This is a genomic window from Hallella mizrahii (genome assembly GCF_009695775.1).
Classification (GTDB): Bacteria; Bacteroidota; Bacteroidia; order Bacteroidales; family Bacteroidaceae; genus Prevotella; species Prevotella mizrahii.
Genome location: NZ_VUNG01000007.1, coordinates 86574 through 104037 on the forward strand (window position 1 = coordinate 86574; position 17464 = coordinate 104037).

The following is a 17464-nucleotide window of genomic DNA, read 5'->3' on the forward strand; positions in this document are numbered from 1 at the left end:
TTTATGTCTTCCACCTTATTTCGGCAACTTGGCGTCGCCGATGCACTCATTGGGCATCTGTATGTGGAGCAGCTCACAGATCGTCGGCGCGATGTCGACGATATGGGTCGGCTCAGCAGTCTGTCCGTGTGGGATCTGCCAGCCAAAGAGCACGAAGGGGATATGTGCGTCGGTAGGGTTCCACAGTCCGTGGCTCGTGCCGCGGTAGTCGGCGGCGTTGCTGACATCCTCCCAGTCGGGGCGTGGCACATAGAAGAGGTCGCCGCTGCGCTTCTTGTTATATCCGTTGACGATCATCTCGCGCAGGCGGGATGGCAGCGACGTGGTGAGCACCTTGTCGTAGTCCACGACATAGAAGATGTTGGAGTCCTGCTCCAGTGTCTCGATCATCTGCTGCTTCACGTCGGCGAGTTTCTTTCCGCTCTTGGCGATGGCTGCGCGGTTGAGGTAGATACGTCCGGCGTCGACACCGGTCACCAATGGGCTGATGCCGGTCTCCTTCTCGAGTTGCGGCAGCCGGCTGTTGAGCCAAGAGTCCTTGCCCCAGGTGTTGAGGCCGCCCGACGGCAGGTTGTGAGCCTTGAGGAAGTTGGGGTTGTGGGCAGCACCGTGGTCGGCAGTGAGGAAGAGCAGGTAGTTGCCGCGTCCCACTTTCTCGTCGAGGAACTTCAGAAACAGTCCTACCTGTCGGTCGAGTTCCATATACACGTCGTGGTTTTCCTGTCCGCGTGTGCCGTATTGGTGCCCGATGGCGTCTGTCGACGACACACTCATGGCCAGCAAATCGGTGATGCTGTCCTGTCCGAGCTGTTCCCCGTCGATGGCAGCTTCTGCCATCTGGAAGGTTTTGGTCACGCCGGGCACAGATGTCTTGACGTTGGTGCCGGGTTTTGTCTGTATCTTCTTGTTGATGTCCTTCACCCATTTCGGCAGTTCCTTCATGTAGTAGGAGGAGGTGATGAAGTGTCCCGCACTCTGGTCCCACCAGTAGGCGGCATTGGCAGCATGTCCGGCGGGCAGGATGGCGGCGCGGTCTTTCAGGGCGATGCCGATGACCTTGCCTTTGAAGTCGGTGGCGATGCGCAGCTGGTCGCCGATGCCGGAGGCCAGCAGGTTGCGTGGCGACATCTTTCCCTCTTTGGAGTTGGAGCCCACGGAACGGACGTTGTCGTCGTCGCAGCAATAGACTTGCTTGCCGTCTTTGACAAAGTTGTTGCCGGCAATGCCGGTCAGCGCGGGCACCGAACCGGTGTAGACGCTGGAGTGGCCTATGGCGGTGACGGTCGGCACATAGTTGATCAGCGTGTTCTCGTAGCTGTAGCCCTCGTCGACCAGGCGGCGCAGACCGTCAGTGCCGAACTGTGGGTAATAATAATAGAGGTAGTCCCAGCGCATCTGATCTACCATCAGACCTACAACGAGTTTGGGTCGCTGGACGTTGCCGCCTGCCAGCATGGGTGCTGCCAACAGGATGGCAGCCAAGAGCGTGAAAATCTTTTTCATCTTTTACGTATAGAGTTTTATGGAATTCATAGGATCTATAGCCTCTATAGAGAAGCTATAGGTGCCGTCTACCACAGTCCCAGGTCGGCTTCTTTCTCTACCTTGTCCTGCACCTTTTTGTTCAGTCCGTGGAAGAAGTCATAGCCGGTGATGCGCTCCACCTCGTCGATGCTGTTGACATAGTCGCCTTTGGGTCGGTTGCCGTCGGTGTTGCGATAGATGAAGCCGATGGCCTTGGGCGTTCCTTTCAGGCAGAGCACCACCTTGAAGAAGGCTTCCGGCACGGTGACGCGGTGCTCCTGCCCGATGGTAGCATGCTTGCCGCGGTAGAGGATGGGGCCGGCGACGATATACACCTCGCCGTATTCCTTGGCCCAACGGCGGCACTGCATCTCCATCTCGTTCCAGTCGCCGGCGTTGAGGCCGTGGTTCTGTGGACACATATTGGTCATCAAGAAGCACTCGTCCATGGCCCGGCGGTCCCAACGGTTATCAGCGGCGGGGCACATGTGGCCACGGTCGTAGCCCGACTGCATGTAGTCGTAGGTGGTCACGCGGTAAGGCTCCGGCACGTCGTCGTCGGGATGGAATTTCACGCCCTTGCGCTGGATGTCGCCGTCGGTATGTGCCGCGGTGAGCTTCCATGCTACCCAGTTGGGCATGAGCGTGGTGCGGTTGAACGAGCTGACGTAAGCCTTCCGCCTAAGCCGTTGCTCCGGTATGCCTTTTGGGGTCAGAGGCAGGAGTGAGTCGGGCACGGTGTAGGAGGCGTCGCCCGCTGACGCGCTTTCGTCAGCAAGGCTGCTGCCGGCGTTGTCGCCAGTCTTGCTTGTTTCACTGTAGTTCCCGGTGGTTTCCGTCTGGCTGTTGTCGGCCGCAAGCGCACTCCGCTGTCGTGGCGAGAGACCGCAGGAGAGCAGCGTCAGCGCCACGGCGAGAAGCGCAATATGTTGTTTGTTTCTGTTCATGATGTCAGCTTTTCGCTTCTTCTTTGTAGAAGAGGACAGAAAAGAGAACTATAGTCAGGCTTCCTCCAGACACTTGTCGAGCTCGGCCTCGATGGCCTTGCGGTCGAGGTTCTGGCCGATGAAGACGATCTTCTCCATGCGGTCGCCGAACTTCTCGTCCCAGTCTTTCTTCACGCCGGGGTTCTGCTCCATGAACTCCTTGAGCTGGTCTTCGGGCATCGTGGCGTACCATTGTCCCGCATTGGTGATGTTGAATTGCTTGCCGCTTTGCTCGAAGAGGTAGCAGGTCTCCGGTTCGTCGCGGAACCAGCAGATGCCTTTGGCTCTGACCACGCCCTTGGGCCACTTCGTAGAGACAAACTCGTCGAAGCTGCCAAGGTTGAAAGGCAGACGGCGACGGTAGACAAAGGTCTGAATGCCATACTCCAGCGCCTCACCGCTCTCCTCGTTTTCCAGACTCTCGTCATCGTCGTCCTCCATGGCCTCAATCCACCGTGCCGACGTGGCTACCTTGTCGAAGTCGAAGAGATGGGTGTTGAGGATCTTGTCGAGGTCGATGTCGCCGTAGTCGCAGGGCATGATGAGAGCCTGCGGCTGTATCTCCTTGATGACTGCCGTGAGATGGGCGAGGTCGTCGGGCGAGATCTCCGATGCCTTGTTGAGCAGGATGATGTTGCAGAACTCGATTTGCTGGATCACGAGACTGGCGAGATCTTCCTCACCATGCTCCTGCTGGAGGTGGTCGCCGAGTCCGAACTCATCTCTCATGCGCAGTGCGTCGACGACGGTGACGATGGCGTCGAGGCGTGCGGCACCGTTTTTCATGGCTGAGGGAGCCACAAGCTGAGGATAGGTGCTGATGGTCTGTGCGATCGGCGCGGGCTCGCAGATGCCGCTCGCCTCGATGACGATATAGTCGAAGCGCTTGGTGTTGATGATGTCATTGAGCTGTTTGACGAGGTCCATCTTCAACGTGCAGCAGATACATCCGTTTTGCAGTGCCACGAGGCTGTCGTCGCCCTGCCCTACCACGCCGCCTTGCTGGATGAGGCTTGCGTCGATGTTCACCTCGCCGATGTCGTTGACGATGACGGCGAAGCGGATGCCTTTCTCGTTTTTCAGAATACGGTTCAGAAGAGTGGTCTTGCCGCTTCCTAAGTAGCCCGTAAGCAGCAGAACGGGTGTTGTCTTTATTTCTTTGTCCATTGTCTTTGATAGTGCTGAATGTACTACAAACTGATTTTTGTTGGGCAAAGATACAAAAAAGTGTTTAAACATTGTAGAAGCGCAACGTTTTTTAAGGCTTGACATCAAAATGAGATATTGGGGAGCCTCACCCATACTTCCCTCAACGGCCTCACCCCCAAACCCCTCTCCAAGGGGAGAGGGGAGTGATATGCTGCGAGGGACGATAAACTACCGTAAAGCCGCAATGGCCGCAAAGAAGGTGGTGATATGCGCTCGCAAAGGCACAAATGGAGTAAAGAATGTGGTGATAAAATCCTTGCAAAGCTTTGGTGAAGTCGTGGAATAGTGCTATATTTGCAAATGGTAATGGCCATTACCGTAATGGCGGTTACCGTTTAAGCAAGAAACAGAGGCAGACCATGAAGTTCTACGATCGTAAAGAAGAGATAGCGTTGTTGGAGCGCATCGTGAAGCAAAGTCGTGAGCAGTCGCGCATGACGGTGCTTGTAGGGCGCCGGCGTATTGGCAAGACCGAACTGGCCAAGCGCTGCGGCGACTCGCTCGTCCTTTATTTCTTTGTTGCCAGGAAGGCTGAGAGCCTGTTGTGCGACGACTTTGTGCGGGAAGCAGAGGCGAAGCTCGGCATTCCCATCGGTCATTTCACCTCGGTGGCAACGCTTTTCGGCTATTTGCTGCAGCTGTCGGCGCAGCGCCCTTTTACGATCATCATGGACGAGTTCCAGGATTTCTATCGTGTCAATCCGGCTGTGTTCAGTGAAATTCAGAACCAATGGGACAGGTATAAAGACCAAGGTCATCTCAATCTCATCATCAGCGGCAGCATCTTCACGATGATGAAGCATATCTTTGAGGATTCCAAGGAACCGCTTTTCTCGCGTGCTCAGAAGAAGATCACCGTTCTGCCTTTCAAGACCGTGGTCCTTAAGACGATTCTCAAAGATTACAATCCTCACTACACGCCCGACGATCTCCTGACACTCTATGCCATCACCGGCGGTGTGGCATGGTATGTCACGCTGCTCATGGACGACGGCTATTGCGACCGTGAATCGATGCTCGCCGCACTCACAGCGCGCGACTCGCTGTTCATCAATGAGGGGCAGAATATGTTGGTCGAAGAGTTCGGCAAGGAATATACCACCTATTTCTCGATTATGAGTTGCATTGCCGATGGGCTTTATAGTCGTGGGGAGATAGAGAATCGGCTGAACATGACTAATCTTGGCAGCTATCTGAAGCGGTTGGAGAACGACTTCCTGCTGATCAAGCGTCACGTGCCTGTCTTCGAGAGCGCCAGCTCCAAGAAGACGCGCTATGAGCTGAACGACAACTTCCTGATCCTATGGTTTCGCTTCTTCTATAAATACCAGGCGATGGTGGAGAACGATGCGCTCGGGCAACTGGCTCGTATCGTCGTTCGTGACTTTGACCAGTTCTCGGGGCTGTGCCTTGAACGTTATTTCCGTCAGAAGCTGCGTGAGTCCGGGCGCTATACGCGCATTGGCGGCTACTGGAACCGAAGTGGTGAGAACGAGATCGACCTTGTCGCTGTCAATGAGATCGACGGCGTTGCTGACATCTTCGAGGTAAAGCGCCATAGGAGTCGCTACGACGAAAAGTTGTTGCAAGACAAAGTCGCCGAAATGCTGAAGACCTGCAAGCCGTTGCAAGGAATGAAGATCACGCTTGGTTGCCTCTCGTTGGAAGATATGTAGGAGCAAAGGGAGTATGCCTCTGTTTTTCTTTAACTTAAAAAACGTTGGGCAGGATGCTGTCTTTGTCTCTATTTGTGTAATTTTGCAGGCGATAAAAAACAATATCAGAAAAAAGACACAAAATGATGAAGACAAAGATGATGATTGCCGCAGTGGCTGCTGCTACGCTTGTCAGCGGCGCCGCGCTGGCTGCCGGTAAGGGAGATAACGTGATGTCCAAACTCAAGGACGGTACCTACGTGGTCAACACCACGACGCTCGCATCGAATGTGCGCGGCTATCATGGCGCTACACCACTGGAGGTGTATATCAAGAAGAACAAGGTGGTGAAGGTGGTGGCCTTGCCCAACAAGGAGACACCGAATGTCTTCGCCAAGGTGAAGTCTGGCATGCTGCCCAAGTATGCTGGCAAGAAGACCTCTGCTGTCAGTGGTGTCGACGGCGTGACGGGTGCCACCTATTCCTCCAAGGCTGTCAAGGCCAACGTTGAGGCTGCTGTGAAATACTACAAAGCACATAAATAATCTTCATGCTTATAGATAAGGAGTTGCCCGTCGGTTGGCTACGGGCTTATCTGTCAGCATGCATATAGAAGTCCCGCGACAAGTGCTCTCAAGCGCTTGGGGGCATCGACAGAAGAAAGGGCGGAAAGAAGATTCCCGCCCTTTCTTCGTTTCTGTCATCCTTTTGCCCTTTTTACCCGCGAACGGCAAAAAAAGCATAAATTCCTTTGTCGTTACGTCCATTTCGCTTAACTTTGCAAGGGATAAGTGACGTTTTTATCGAGTTATTTGTTAAGATTTAGGCTATGGAAGAAGAGAAGTTTGCGTTTACACCGGAAGAATTGAAGGAAACAAAGATACTCCATGACGACCTTAAGGACAAGCTCGCCGACAGCTTGATGCCTGGCGATGAGGAGCATCTGACCGCTTTCATAGAGCACACGATGGAGCAGGGCGGCGTCCACCGCGATGTCTTCGGACTGAACCCTATCCTCACCTCTTTGCAGACAGCACGCATCACCGTCGACGAGATAGGATTGCGCCGCGACGGTGTCATCGCCACGATGCTCTATGGCTGTCTCGGCGATCACCTTGAGGCAGTGGAAGAGATACGCAAGGCTTTCGGTGACAACGTGGCGCGTATCGTCCACGGACTTATCCGCATCCAAAAGCTCTATGAGAAAAATCCCGTCATCGAAAGCGAGAACTTCCGCAATCTGCTCCTGAGCTTTGCCGAGGATATGCGCGTGATCCTCATCATGATCGCCGACCGTGTGAACATCATGCGACAGATCCGCGACACGCCTAACAAGGAGGCACAGCACGAGGTGTCGGAAGAAGCCAGCTATCTCTATGCGCCACTGGCCCATAAGCTTGGACTCTATACGCTCAAGAGCGAGCTCGAGGACCTCTCGCTCAAATATCTCGAGCACGACGCCTACTATATGATCAAGGAGAAACTCAACGCCACCAAACAGGCGCGCGACGCCTACATCGACCGATTCATTGGACCTGTCAAGGCGCGGCTCGAGGAAGCTGGGCTGAAGTTCCACATCAAAGGGCGCACCAAGAGCATCCACTCTATCTGGCAGAAGATGAAGAAGCAGCAGTGCGGCTTCGAGGGCATCTACGACCTCTTTGCCATACGTATCATCCTCGACTCTCCATTGGAAAAAGAGAAACAACAGTGCTGGCAGGTATACTCCATCATCACCGATATGTATCAGCCCAACCCCAAACGACTGCGTGACTGGCTCAGCGTGCCGAAGAGCAATGGCTACGAGAGCCTGCACATCACTGTGCTCGGACCGGAAAACAAATGGGTGGAAGTGCAGATACGCACCGAGCGCATGGACGATATTGCTGAGCACGGACTTGCGGCTCACTGGCGCTACAAAGGTATCAAGAGTGGCGGGCAGATGGATGAGTGGCTCGCCAACATCCGCTCGGCCCTCGAAGCCGGTGACGGCTTGCAAGTCATGGACCAGTTCCGCATGGACCTGACACCCGACGAGATCTATGCCTTCACGCCCAAGGGCGACCTCTTTAAGTTCCCCGCTGGCGCTACGGTGCTGGACTTTGCCTATCGCATCCATTCCAAGATCGGCAACAGCTGTGTGGGCGGACGCGTCAACGGCAAGGTAGTATCCATGCGGCAGGAACTCCACTCGGGCGACAGCGTGGAGATCATCACACAAAGCAACCAAAGTCCAAAGCGCGACTGGCTCAACATCGTGAAGACCTCCAAGGCTAAATCCAAGATCCGCCTTGCCTTGAAAGAGACGCAGGCCAAAGAGGGACTCTATGCCAAGGAACTGCTTGAGCGGCGATTTAAGAATAAAAAGGTGGAGATGGAAGAGAGCGTCATGGGCCATCTCATCAAAAAGATGGGCTTCAAGGAGACCTCTGACTTCTATCGGCAGATCGCTGATGGAAAACTCGACTCCAACGAGGTCATCGACCAATACGTGGCTGTGCGCGACCATCTGCAAAACGCTGCCAAGGAGCACGAGATTGTCTCGGCCGAGAACTTTGCCTATGAGAGCCCCAACGAGGAACTCACCCACAGCGACGACGACGTGCTCACCATCGATCAAAATCTTAAGGGCATCGACTATCAACTTGCGCCCTGCTGTCATCCTATCTATGGTGACCGGATCTTCGGCTTCGTCACGGCCGGTGGCGGCATCAAGATCCACCGCACCGACTGTCCCAACGCTGCCGAGATGCGACGCCGCTTTGGCTACCGCATCGTCAAGGCACGCTGGAGTGGCAAGGGACAATCGAAATACGCCATTACTTTGCGCGTCATCGGCAACGATGATATCGGTGTGGTGAGCAACCTGACCAACATCATCTCCAAGGATGAAAAGATCGTCATGCGCTCCATCAACATCGACAGCCACGACGGACTCTTCTCTGGCAACCTTGTCGTGCAGCTCGAGGACACCACACGACTGCAGAGCCTTATCAAGAAGCTCAAAGCCGTCAAGGGTGTCAGAGATGTAAGCAGAATATAAGCCGGGCTTGTCCCTTCCTGTATAATTTTAAGTCTACCTTCAGTTTTGAACGCATCATATCGCATCATATCCCATCTCCGTCTGTTGGCTGTTGCCGTAGTGTGGCTTGTCTGTACGACACAGCTCTGTGCTTTTCAACCGAAGCGCTACCATCTTGATGTGCTTGCCATGAGCAATGGCTTGCCCAGCAACTTCGTTGACGACATCTATCAGGACAGCTACGGCTTCATCTGGGTATGTACACGCGCCGGTGGACTGATACGCTACGATGGTTACACCTTCGACTATTTCGACAGTAAGGAGTGGGGTGGGGCACTGCTGCGCAGTCATTCCTGCAAGAATGTCGTAGAGGATAATTACCGCCGCCTGTGGATTGCTTTCGACGACTACACGGGTGTGCTGAGCCTCGACAATATGAAGGAGCAGATGCCAAAGTGTGCCACGCCGGATCTGACGAAACGGCTGCAAAGCGCGTTGCGCGAAGGCGGCATCAGAACCTACAAGGACGGACGGGGTAACATCTGGGTGGCAACCACAGGCCATCTCTATTGCCTCTCCTTCGACACGAAGGGCACTGCGGTGGCACTGGCCGTGTTGCCCTACCGGCTCAATGCTCCCGACGTGGCGCTGTATGACGTTGACGGAAAGGGCAACGTATGGCTGGGCTGCAACACCAGCATTGCGCAGCTCACCGTGCAGGGCAACCATGTCATCGCCCATAACCGCAATGCTCTCTTTGCCCCTATCATCGGTAGCATCTTTGCCATCATACCTTATCATGACCAACTGTGGCTGGGTACCTTCTCCGGCATCTACATCAACGACAATGCCAAGACCCATCTCTCGCAGGGCACCTCTCCCATGAGCCTGACCCATAACCTTGTGACCAGCTTTGCCCTCGGTGCTGACCACGAGTTGCTGATTGGCACGTTGGGCGGCATGGATGTCTACGACCCGCGTGCCCACCGGATTACACATTATAATATGAGTAGCGCTGACTTGCCGCTCACCAGCAACTTTGTCAACTGCTTCCTTGTCTCTCAGGGCCAGATATGGATCGGCACTGAGTCGGGCGGCATCAACAAGCTTTCGCCGCGTCTGCTCAGTCTGGTCAACTACGTCCACTCGCCGCGCGACGCCGGCTCAATCTCACCTAACTGTGTCAACGCTATGTATGCCCAGCACGACGGTACACTGTGGGTAGGCACTGTCGAGGGAGGTCTCAACCGCAAGGCGGCAGGCTCCGACACCTTTGTCCACTATACCACTGCTAACTCCGCACTGACCCACAACAGCGTCTCGACGCTCACCGCCGACCGCGCCGATCACACGCTGTGGATCGGCACGTGGGGTGGCGGCGTCTGTTCGCTCGACATGCAGCACCCGTCGGTGATCCGCCCCTTGGCACTCCAGCCGCCCATGCAGCGGATGCTCGACTTCACCGGTGCTCTGGCTGTCGACGAGCGCAACCAAGGACTGTGGGTCGGCAGCAACGTGGGACTGTTCTTCTATGACTTTCGTCGTGGCGTGCTCATCGATCCCTTCCCCGGCAACCGCATGGTCACCGGATGCATTGGCAGCGTCATCACCCACGACCATCAGCTTTTCATCGGCTGTCAGCAGGGTATGATACAGGTGGACCTTACGTCGCGACGAGGCACAAGGTTTACGCGCTACCGCCACTATACCTATAAGCTCGACGATCCGAAGAGCGGCATTCTGGAGAAGATACAGTCGTTTTGCGAAGGCCGCGACGGCACGCTGTGGATCGGCAGCAACGGCTATGGTCTCTACCGCGCCGTACGCCACGGGCGCGACTATCGCTTCCGGGCGTACACCACTGCCGACGGACTGCCGAGCAACGCCGTGAAGGGTATCGCCGAGGACCGCAAGGGACGCCTGTGGATCACCACCGACCATGGTTTGTCAATGTTGAATGTTAAGGCAGAAAGCTTCGACAACTTCTATGAGGACGATGGATTGGTCAGCTCACAGTTCTATTTCAACTCTGCCCTTCTCTCGCCCCAAGGCATTGTCTACCTTGGCTCGTGTAATGGTCTGACGGCACTGATGGGACTGAACAGTCAGAACGCTACGGCCGCGCACCTGTGCTTTACTCGTCTCTTTGTCGACAACGAGGAGATCAGAGCGGGCTCGTCGATTCTGAAGGAAAACATTGCACGGGCACGCACGATCCGTCTCCACGAGAGCAACAAGTCGTTTGCCATCGAATTTTCTACGCTTGACTATGGCCGTGGCCACGACGATGTCTACAGCTATCGCATGAAAGGTTATGAGGACGACTGGATCCGTCTGCAACCGGGACAGCACAGCGTGCGCTACTCCACCCTGCCGGCGGGCCACTATCAGTTTGAGGTGGCGTATGGCAGTACCGTCGAAGGGCATCCGCTGCGCACGATAGCCATTGGCGTGGTGGTCACTCCTTATTTCTATAAGAGCTGGTGGTTTATACTCCTTATGCTTGTCGCCGTTGCGGTCAGCGTCATCGGGCTCTATCGTCGTCGCCTGGCTATGATGCGCGACCGCGAGGCAGAGCGGCTCTACCGGCCTATTGAGATGGCACTCAAGGAGAGTGAGAACCCTACTGAACTGCAGACACGCGTGCAGACGATCCTCAGCAACCAAAAACGATACACGCAGAGTGTGACGAAGACACAACAGGCCGACAAGCAACAAATAGAAAGGTCGTCACACTCATTCATGGATCGTGTGATGTCAACGATGGAGTTGAACTATAGCGATCCGGAATTTGGCGTGGAGCAGCTCTGCCATCAGCTGGGCATGAGCCGCTCCACGGTGAGTCGGAAACTCAACGACGAGACGGGGGAGTCCACGACACAGTTTATCCGTAACTATCGCCTCGACTTGGCGCGCCGGATGTTGATGGAAAACGTGGGCAACCGCAACATTTCAGAGATTGCTTTCCGTGTGGGCTTCAACGACCCGAAGTATTTCACGCGCTGCTTTACTAAGAGATACGGGCAGTCGCCCAGCATGTATCAAGGATAGTTGGTGGTGAGGCTTTTATACGCTTCCACCACCGTCTCGTGTTTCAGCAGTCCTTGTGTCATCACGTCTTTGCCGCACTCCTCCTCGGCCATTGCCTCCACGAGGAGCGGCCAGAAGGCCGACTCCGGGTCCAGGGGCGGCAGTGGTTTTGTTGGCGCCCATCTTGTGCGCTGACAGATATAGAGAAGATAGGTCGAGGGATTGTTCTCCGGCGGTGGAGCCCATCGGCAGATCACCTTCTCCAGCGTGTTGAGATGGTGGCGCGTCACATAGGAGCGCAGCACCATGAAGGCGGCACGCAGGCCGAAGCGCATCTCCGTGAACTGACAAAAGGCGGGATCGGTCTGTCGTGGCGACAGACCCTTCCATCGTGACCGCCCAAGTCTGATGTTCAGGGGATTGTTGTTTCTAATTCCCCTTGGGTTAGTCTTTTTCTTTGTTTTCATCGGTGTCGTTCTCGCTTTTGAGGTTCTTGGCATAGTTGATAACAGCGGAGAGAATACTGGCCAACAGGCTCAGAAGTTTAATCCAATTTTTGATATTCATGTTTTTCATAGTTTTAGTGAAGTGAACTATCGTGGAAAAGGCGTGCCACGCCCCTCTCCTTGTGAGAGAGGGACTGTGGCAGAGTTGTTAGGGCGTTAAGACAGCGTTTTCGCTATGCGTTAGTGGGCTTGTTGCCGCTGCCCTCAGTGGGCGTGTCGCTTCCGCTCTGTTCGCTGTCGTCGGTGGCGGTGGAGTCCTCGATGACGTCTCCAAACTGGCTGGCATGCTTGGCCGTGATGCCCTCCAAGAGATAGTAGTTGTTGACACGCTTGGCCACGTACTTACCGTCGACGTAGCTGCCACTGGCCTTCATCACGCTATGCTCGGGCGTGAAAACCACGCGGTAGCCGGTGATGTTGTTTCCCTTGAACTCGCTGGGGTCGGTGACGCCTGCCGACTTGATGTTGATCTTGAAGATACCCAAGCCGTTGATGCGCACCTTGTTGGAGCTCTGCATCTTGTCGCGCATGACCTCTACGAGCTCGGTGAGGCAGGCTTTCACGTCGGAGCGCTTCAGTGTACAGTTGCGCTCGATGATGTCGCTGATGTCGTCGAGGTCCACCATGTCGGTGTGGACGGCACGGGCGAAGTACTTGCCGCAGGCCTTGTTGTTCTTCATCTTGTTTTGATACAAACGATAATAAATAGACATAAAACTGAAAAAATTAAGATTAAAACAGGTTCCTCTTGCCTCGGTCTCTTATTAGGAGGGTAGGTGAGGTCTTTTGTTTACGTTTGCAAAGTTACGGCATGGGACGTTCTTGAGTGCACGTTTTTAACGGTTATGGTAGGTTTTTGCTTGTTATTGACGATTAATAATAGGTATTTAGGTGGGAAGCTGTTTTTTTGAGGCCATAAAAAACCGCAGCAGCCCATGGCTTCATCGGGCGGTTGCGGTAAGAAAGCGGTGGAAAGTCACCGTGGGAAGCGGGCTTTTACTTGTTGACCGCGTGTTTGCGGGAATAGTAGCCCATGTTGTCAGAGGGTTTGAAGACGAGTTTGTCGTGAGCTTCCACGGTCATCTTCTCACCGGTGGACGGGTTGACATATTGTCTTGCCGCCACGTTTTTGACAAAGAAGCGGCCGAAGTCAGGGATGGCCACCTCTTGGTCTCCTTCTGTGAGATTGTCGGCGATGGCTCCCAACACGGCGTTGATGCAGTTGCCGGCCTGGTTTTTTGACACTTGCAGGGAAGCGGCTACTGCGTCGATGAGTTGTGTTCTGTTCATGTTGATAGGTATTTATTATTGCAAAGGTAATCATTATTTCTCAATCAACGCTCAAAAAACTTGTTGTTTTGTCGTTTCTTTGTCAAGCTCCCCAGTTCTTTTCTTGCAAGTGAATGAGCGCCTCGCGCGCGCGTAATATATAATAAGGAGTGACCAGAGGCTTTCGCCCCTGGTCACTCCTTTAAAAGTGTGTCAGTTTATTCTTTACTCCTGATCATCGCCCCATACCGAGGAGCTGAAAGAGTTGTTTGACTTGGCACCGATCTCGCCGGTGTTCACGTCTTGGGATTTGCTCCACGTTGTGTCGCTGACGGTTACTGACGTAGCTTCCAGGACGGGCTCGTTGGTAAAGGATACCACCTTGATTTGTGGTTTGAGATATTTACTTTTCATAGGGTTGTCGTTTATTATTTCATGATAACTTTCTTGTTGTTGTGGACAAACACGCCGTGTTGCGGGTAGTTGATTTCCCTGCCGTTGAGGTCATACCATTTGCCGTCGTTGTTGTGGCTTGTGGAGATGGCATCAATGGCCGTCGTCGTGTTGTCGTTGCCAAATACCAGTTGCAGTGTAGCCTTCGCGTTGGTCGATGCCGGCAATATCAGGTAGGCTTTGTGTGTCGGGAAGTTGGCGATCGGTGTGGTCACCTTGACGAGTTTGCCAGTTGTTTTCTGCATGATATAGACGGGTGCGGCCTCTGAGGCGTCGACCGTGATGTTCTCTTTCATCACAGGTGTCAGCAGGTTGCTGCTAATGGTGTAGCTTGTGCTGTCGTGCTCACCAATTGTGTAGTAGAAGTCCGTTGGTGTGGCTTTGTCGCTGTTGTCTTTGACCATCAGCAGCACGCCGGTGTTGGCGGGTACATAGCCGTGGGCGTTCTCATTGTCGGTCTTGTAGCCACCGTTCTCGTCGATACTCGTCATGTGCACGTAGTTTACCGTGTTGCCGTTCTCGTCGGTTCCCTCATGCTCATATCCGGCCACGAAGGCAGCCACGTCAGCCTTGTTGTTTGTCTTGTAGTAATCAGAGAAATCGGTGTCGAACTCGCGTGCAAAGGTGCCGTAGGTGCTGGTGATACCAGCAAAGGGAAGTTTGTAGTCAATTTGCTCCTTAAAGTGGTCCAGGGCAGCTTTGAAAGCATTGATGGCACTCTTCTTCACATAGATCTTCTGTTGATTGGAGAAAGCATAGTAGTTGCCGGCCTTGTCGAGGTCGTAGTAATCGCTCATCATCACCTCCGGTGCCTTGTTGCCACAGAACACGACATCCTCGATGCTGGTGCTTTCCGGTGCGTAGGCAGTAACGCCGTCGGTGGTTGTCTGCTTCAGTTTTGTGTAGAACGCCAGAGCGCCGAGCGAGTAGATATTGTTCTTGAAGACGACCTCCTTGATGCCGTCGCAGTTCTCGAAGGCATAGTTGTCGATCATGTTCACGTTGCGCTTGTAGCTGCTCTCAGTGTTGTCGCCGCTATTCACCACCTCTTGCGGTGCCACATACACGGGATCCTTGCTCTTGGTTTTGATAAGCAGCAGACCTTTCTGCGACAGAGGCAGGAACTCGTCGGTCTCATCAGTTGTTCCACCCGGATGCTGTACGGTGAAGGAAGTCTTGATGGCCTTGAACTTTTTCCAGAAGCTATTGTTTTGGTAGGTATCCATCAGGTCCTTGCGTACGTAAAGGGTGATGTTGCTGTACATATCCGTGCCCAGCGAACCATCGTCGAAGCTCATGTCAGCTGCCGTGGTGTTCACATTGTCTTCCGGGATGACAGCATCGCAGAGCAGTGTGATGGAGTTGAGTTTGTTGTCGAGGCCGAAGGCGCGTACGCCGATTTTCGATACTTTCTGGGGGATGACGACATTGGTGAGGTTTTCGCAGTCATAGAATGCGTAGTCGCCGATGGCAGTGATGGAAGGCGGAATCACCGTAGCCTCGTCGTTGATCAGTCCGGCAGGGTAGAGTTTCAGTGTGGTCTTAGCTTTGTCGCAGAGCATACCCTGAGAGGCTGCGAAATTCGGGTTGTTGTCGTCGACTGTAAATGCCTGTATACCTGTGCAGCCTTTAAAGGCTGATGGCTCTATGCTCTTCACCGTGGCAGAGAGATGCACGGCCTTCATCTGTTTACAATCACGAAAGGCCTCTTTACCAATGGTCTCAATATGGTCGGGCAGGGCAAGCGATTCAAAGCCGCAATCGGCAAAGCAAGCATCGCCCAGGTTTTTGACCTGTGAGCCTGTGGCAAAGATCAGGTTTTTCAGTCCCGAGCAGCCATTGAAGGCTCTATTACCGATAGAGGTAACTGAGGCAGGTATGGTGAAAGACTCAAGGTGGGTCATGCCTTTGAATACTTCGTCACCGATGGTAGTCAGCGCAGACGTACCCTCAAAAGTGAAGGACTTCAAGGCTGGAGCATCAAGACTGCCCTGATCAAGTGTAGTTAACTTTGAACCATTTGGCACAACGATTTCCTCCAGTGCCGGGCAATCTCGGATGCCACGTTCTCCTATTTTCGTAATTCCCTCAGGGAGAATTATTTTCTTGAGTTTGTGTAAACTGATAATGTTCTGCCATCCGAGGGAAGTCAACTGGGATCCTGCGGCGAAGTCAAGTTCAGTAAGATTTGGCATGTTGGCAATGCTTTCTTCGGTTAGGCTGTTCACTGATGCTGCAATGGTGAGTTTTTCCAGTGGACTGTTGTTGAACGCGTTCATTGCTATCGCTTGGGTTCCCTCTGGAATGCTATATTCCTTATCGGTCTTTGTAGCGGGATAAAACACAAGCCTCTTTCCGTCTTTGGTGAATACGATACCGCCTATGGATTTATAATTGTCGTTGTTCGAATCTATATTATATGTACTGACGTTCGGACAATTGGTTGTGATGCCTTCAATATTCTTCACACTTGCAGAGATGCCGATGGTTGTGAGATTCTTCAGATTGGACAATGCTCCGTTATAGATGGTAGCAGTCTTGTTGAGGTTGACAGTCTTGATATTGTCGTTGTTGGCTATGCTGTTGGCTGTCAGCACCGTCACGTCGTCGGGCACGGTAAAGGTATCTCCTTGATAGGCGATGGGGTAATAGATCAGTGTGTCAGCATTGTTGTCAGTGGCGTTGGTCATAACCAGTGCACCGTGTTCCACCTTAAAATGTGTGTTGCCGGCAGCCACCTCTATGGCAGCCACTTCCTTGTTGTTTGGGTTGGTGAAAGCGCCGTCATTGATATGCTCCAGCGAAGCAGGGATGCCGATGGTCGTCAGGCCGCTTATTCCGGCGAGCACCTCACTGTAGACGGTGGTCACGCCTTCGGGCAGCGTATATTTGCCGTCAACAAGCGCTATTGAGGACGGCACTGCGTAGAGCACCTTCTTGTCAGCACTGTAGAGTACGCCGTCCTCGTCAGACACAAAATTCTGATTATTCTTATCCACATGGAATTTTGGGAAGTGCGTGGCTACTGATCCAAAATTTTTGTCAATGGTGGTTACAGAGGATGGAATGTAGAAGTCGGTCAGTTTATTGTTGCCAGAAATAGCCATCGAGTTGATCTTGGTCACCGTGTTGGGCAACTTAATTACCTGTACATGCCACTCTTCTGACCAATCACCACCAAACTCCACAACGGTGAAGAGCTCATCATTGTGGGTGACCGTCGCGGGGATGTCCACTTCTGATGCGGTGTTGTTGTCTGCAATTCTTGTGGCACAAACGGTTCCGTTATCTTCTAGAACCTTGTAGTGTACCCCCCCCCTCATCGAAGGTTTCGTTCGTTGTCAATGCGAGGGAGGTTGCCACGTGCGCAATCAGCAGCGCTGTGACGAGCATAAGCCTCCTTAGCGTGTTGCCGAAGCGACAGATGAGCGTTTTTGAGATCATGTAATTGTTTTCTCTCATATACTATTTTAAATTACTTAATTATGAAATTTATAAATTATAAAATCAATTTTAGTGCAAAGGAACATAAAAACAAGATATTAATTATCTGATGATTTTATTTATTAACATAATATATTGTTTCAAAGGCTATCGTTAACATAGAGTTAACTCTCCGTTGCTATTCAGCTGCCATATCGCCCTTTGGCGATAACAAGTTGTTGATATAACAGGGTTAGTTACTAAAGTTTCCCACTTGCAAATAGCTCGCCCTTAAAGTCTTAAAAATCAAGAGAAAAGAGAAGGAATGTCCAAAAGTTTTTGTATCTTTGTAGTGCAAATAAATCATTGATACATAAACGATTAAAC

The 17464-nt window shown here is 53.0% G+C and carries 13 protein-coding genes; 4 read left to right on the top strand and 9 right to left on the bottom strand.

What is annotated here, in order from left to right:
- Positions 1–15: 15 nt before the first annotated feature.
- From FYJ73_RS04840 to FYJ73_RS04850, 3 genes are all read right to left on the bottom strand, one after another.
- Positions 16–1503 carry an alkaline phosphatase family protein gene (locus tag FYJ73_RS04840; protein ID WP_154533581.1) on the bottom strand — a complete coding sequence of 496 codons (1488 nt, stop codon included), beginning with the start codon at positions 1501–1503 and terminating at the stop codon, positions 16–18.
- 68 nt (positions 1504–1571) lie between these two features.
- On the bottom strand, positions 1572–2471 hold the full coding sequence (locus FYJ73_RS04845; protein ID WP_154533582.1) for a DNA/RNA non-specific endonuclease: 900 nt from the start codon (positions 2469–2471) through the stop codon (positions 1572–1574).
- A gap of 54 nt (positions 2472–2525) precedes the next feature.
- Positions 2526–3677 carry a CobW family GTP-binding protein gene (locus FYJ73_RS04850; protein ID WP_154533583.1) on the bottom strand — a complete coding sequence of 384 codons (1152 nt, stop codon included), beginning with the start codon at positions 3675–3677 and terminating at the stop codon, positions 2526–2528.
- Positions 3678–4078: 401 nt separating this feature from the next.
- On the opposite strand from FYJ73_RS04850, the gene FYJ73_RS04855 reads away from it, so the two are divergent.
- From FYJ73_RS04855 to FYJ73_RS04870, 4 genes are all read left to right on the top strand, one after another.
- Positions 4079–5395 carry an ATP-binding protein gene (locus tag FYJ73_RS04855; protein WP_154533584.1) on the top strand — a complete coding sequence of 439 codons (1317 nt, stop codon included), beginning with the start codon at positions 4079–4081 and terminating at the stop codon, positions 5393–5395.
- A gap of 125 nt (positions 5396–5520) precedes the next feature.
- Positions 5521–5919 (top strand): FMN-binding protein, encoded by a 399-nt coding sequence (locus tag FYJ73_RS04860; RefSeq protein ID WP_154533592.1) that lies wholly within the window; start codon positions 5521–5523, stop codon positions 5917–5919.
- A 284-nt stretch (positions 5920–6203) separates the two neighbouring features.
- Positions 6204–8417 (top strand): RelA/SpoT family protein, encoded by a 2214-nt coding sequence (locus FYJ73_RS04865; RefSeq protein WP_154533585.1) that lies wholly within the window; start codon positions 6204–6206, stop codon positions 8415–8417.
- Between the two features lie 45 nt (positions 8418–8462).
- Positions 8463–11447: a two-component regulator propeller domain-containing protein gene (locus FYJ73_RS04870; RefSeq protein WP_235899232.1), complete on the top strand. Its 2985-nt coding sequence runs from the start codon at positions 8463–8465 to the stop codon at positions 11445–11447.
- Here the strand turns inward: FYJ73_RS04870 and FYJ73_RS04875 are convergent.
- From FYJ73_RS04875 to FYJ73_RS04895, 6 genes are all read right to left on the bottom strand, one after another.
- Complete coding sequence (locus FYJ73_RS04875; RefSeq protein WP_154533586.1) at positions 11438–11893, bottom strand: hypothetical protein; 456 nt, start codon at positions 11891–11893, stop codon at positions 11438–11440. The genes FYJ73_RS04870 and FYJ73_RS04875 overlap by 10 nt on opposite strands.
- Positions 11871–11993 (bottom strand): hypothetical protein, encoded by a 123-nt coding sequence (locus FYJ73_RS16135; protein WP_262885117.1) that lies wholly within the window; start codon positions 11991–11993, stop codon positions 11871–11873. Before FYJ73_RS16135 ends, FYJ73_RS04875 begins: the two co-directional genes overlap by 23 nt.
- 112 nt (positions 11994–12105) lie before the next feature.
- Entirely contained in the window at positions 12106–12645 is a 540-nt protein-coding gene (locus FYJ73_RS04880; protein WP_154533587.1) for an HU family DNA-binding protein, read from the bottom strand.
- Between the two features lie 283 nt (positions 12646–12928).
- Positions 12929–13222: an HU family DNA-binding protein gene (locus FYJ73_RS04885; RefSeq protein ID WP_154533588.1), complete on the bottom strand. Its 294-nt coding sequence runs from the start codon at positions 13220–13222 to the stop codon at positions 12929–12931.
- 204 nt (positions 13223–13426) lie between these two features.
- On the bottom strand, positions 13427–13615 hold the full coding sequence (locus FYJ73_RS04890; RefSeq protein ID WP_154533589.1) for a hypothetical protein: 189 nt from the start codon (positions 13613–13615) through the stop codon (positions 13427–13429).
- 14 nt (positions 13616–13629) lie between these two features.
- On the bottom strand, positions 13630–16977 hold the full coding sequence (locus tag FYJ73_RS04895) for a leucine-rich repeat domain-containing protein (protein ID WP_154533590.1): 3348 nt from the start codon (positions 16975–16977) through the stop codon (positions 13630–13632).
- Between the last annotated feature and the right edge of the window lie 487 nt (positions 16978–17464).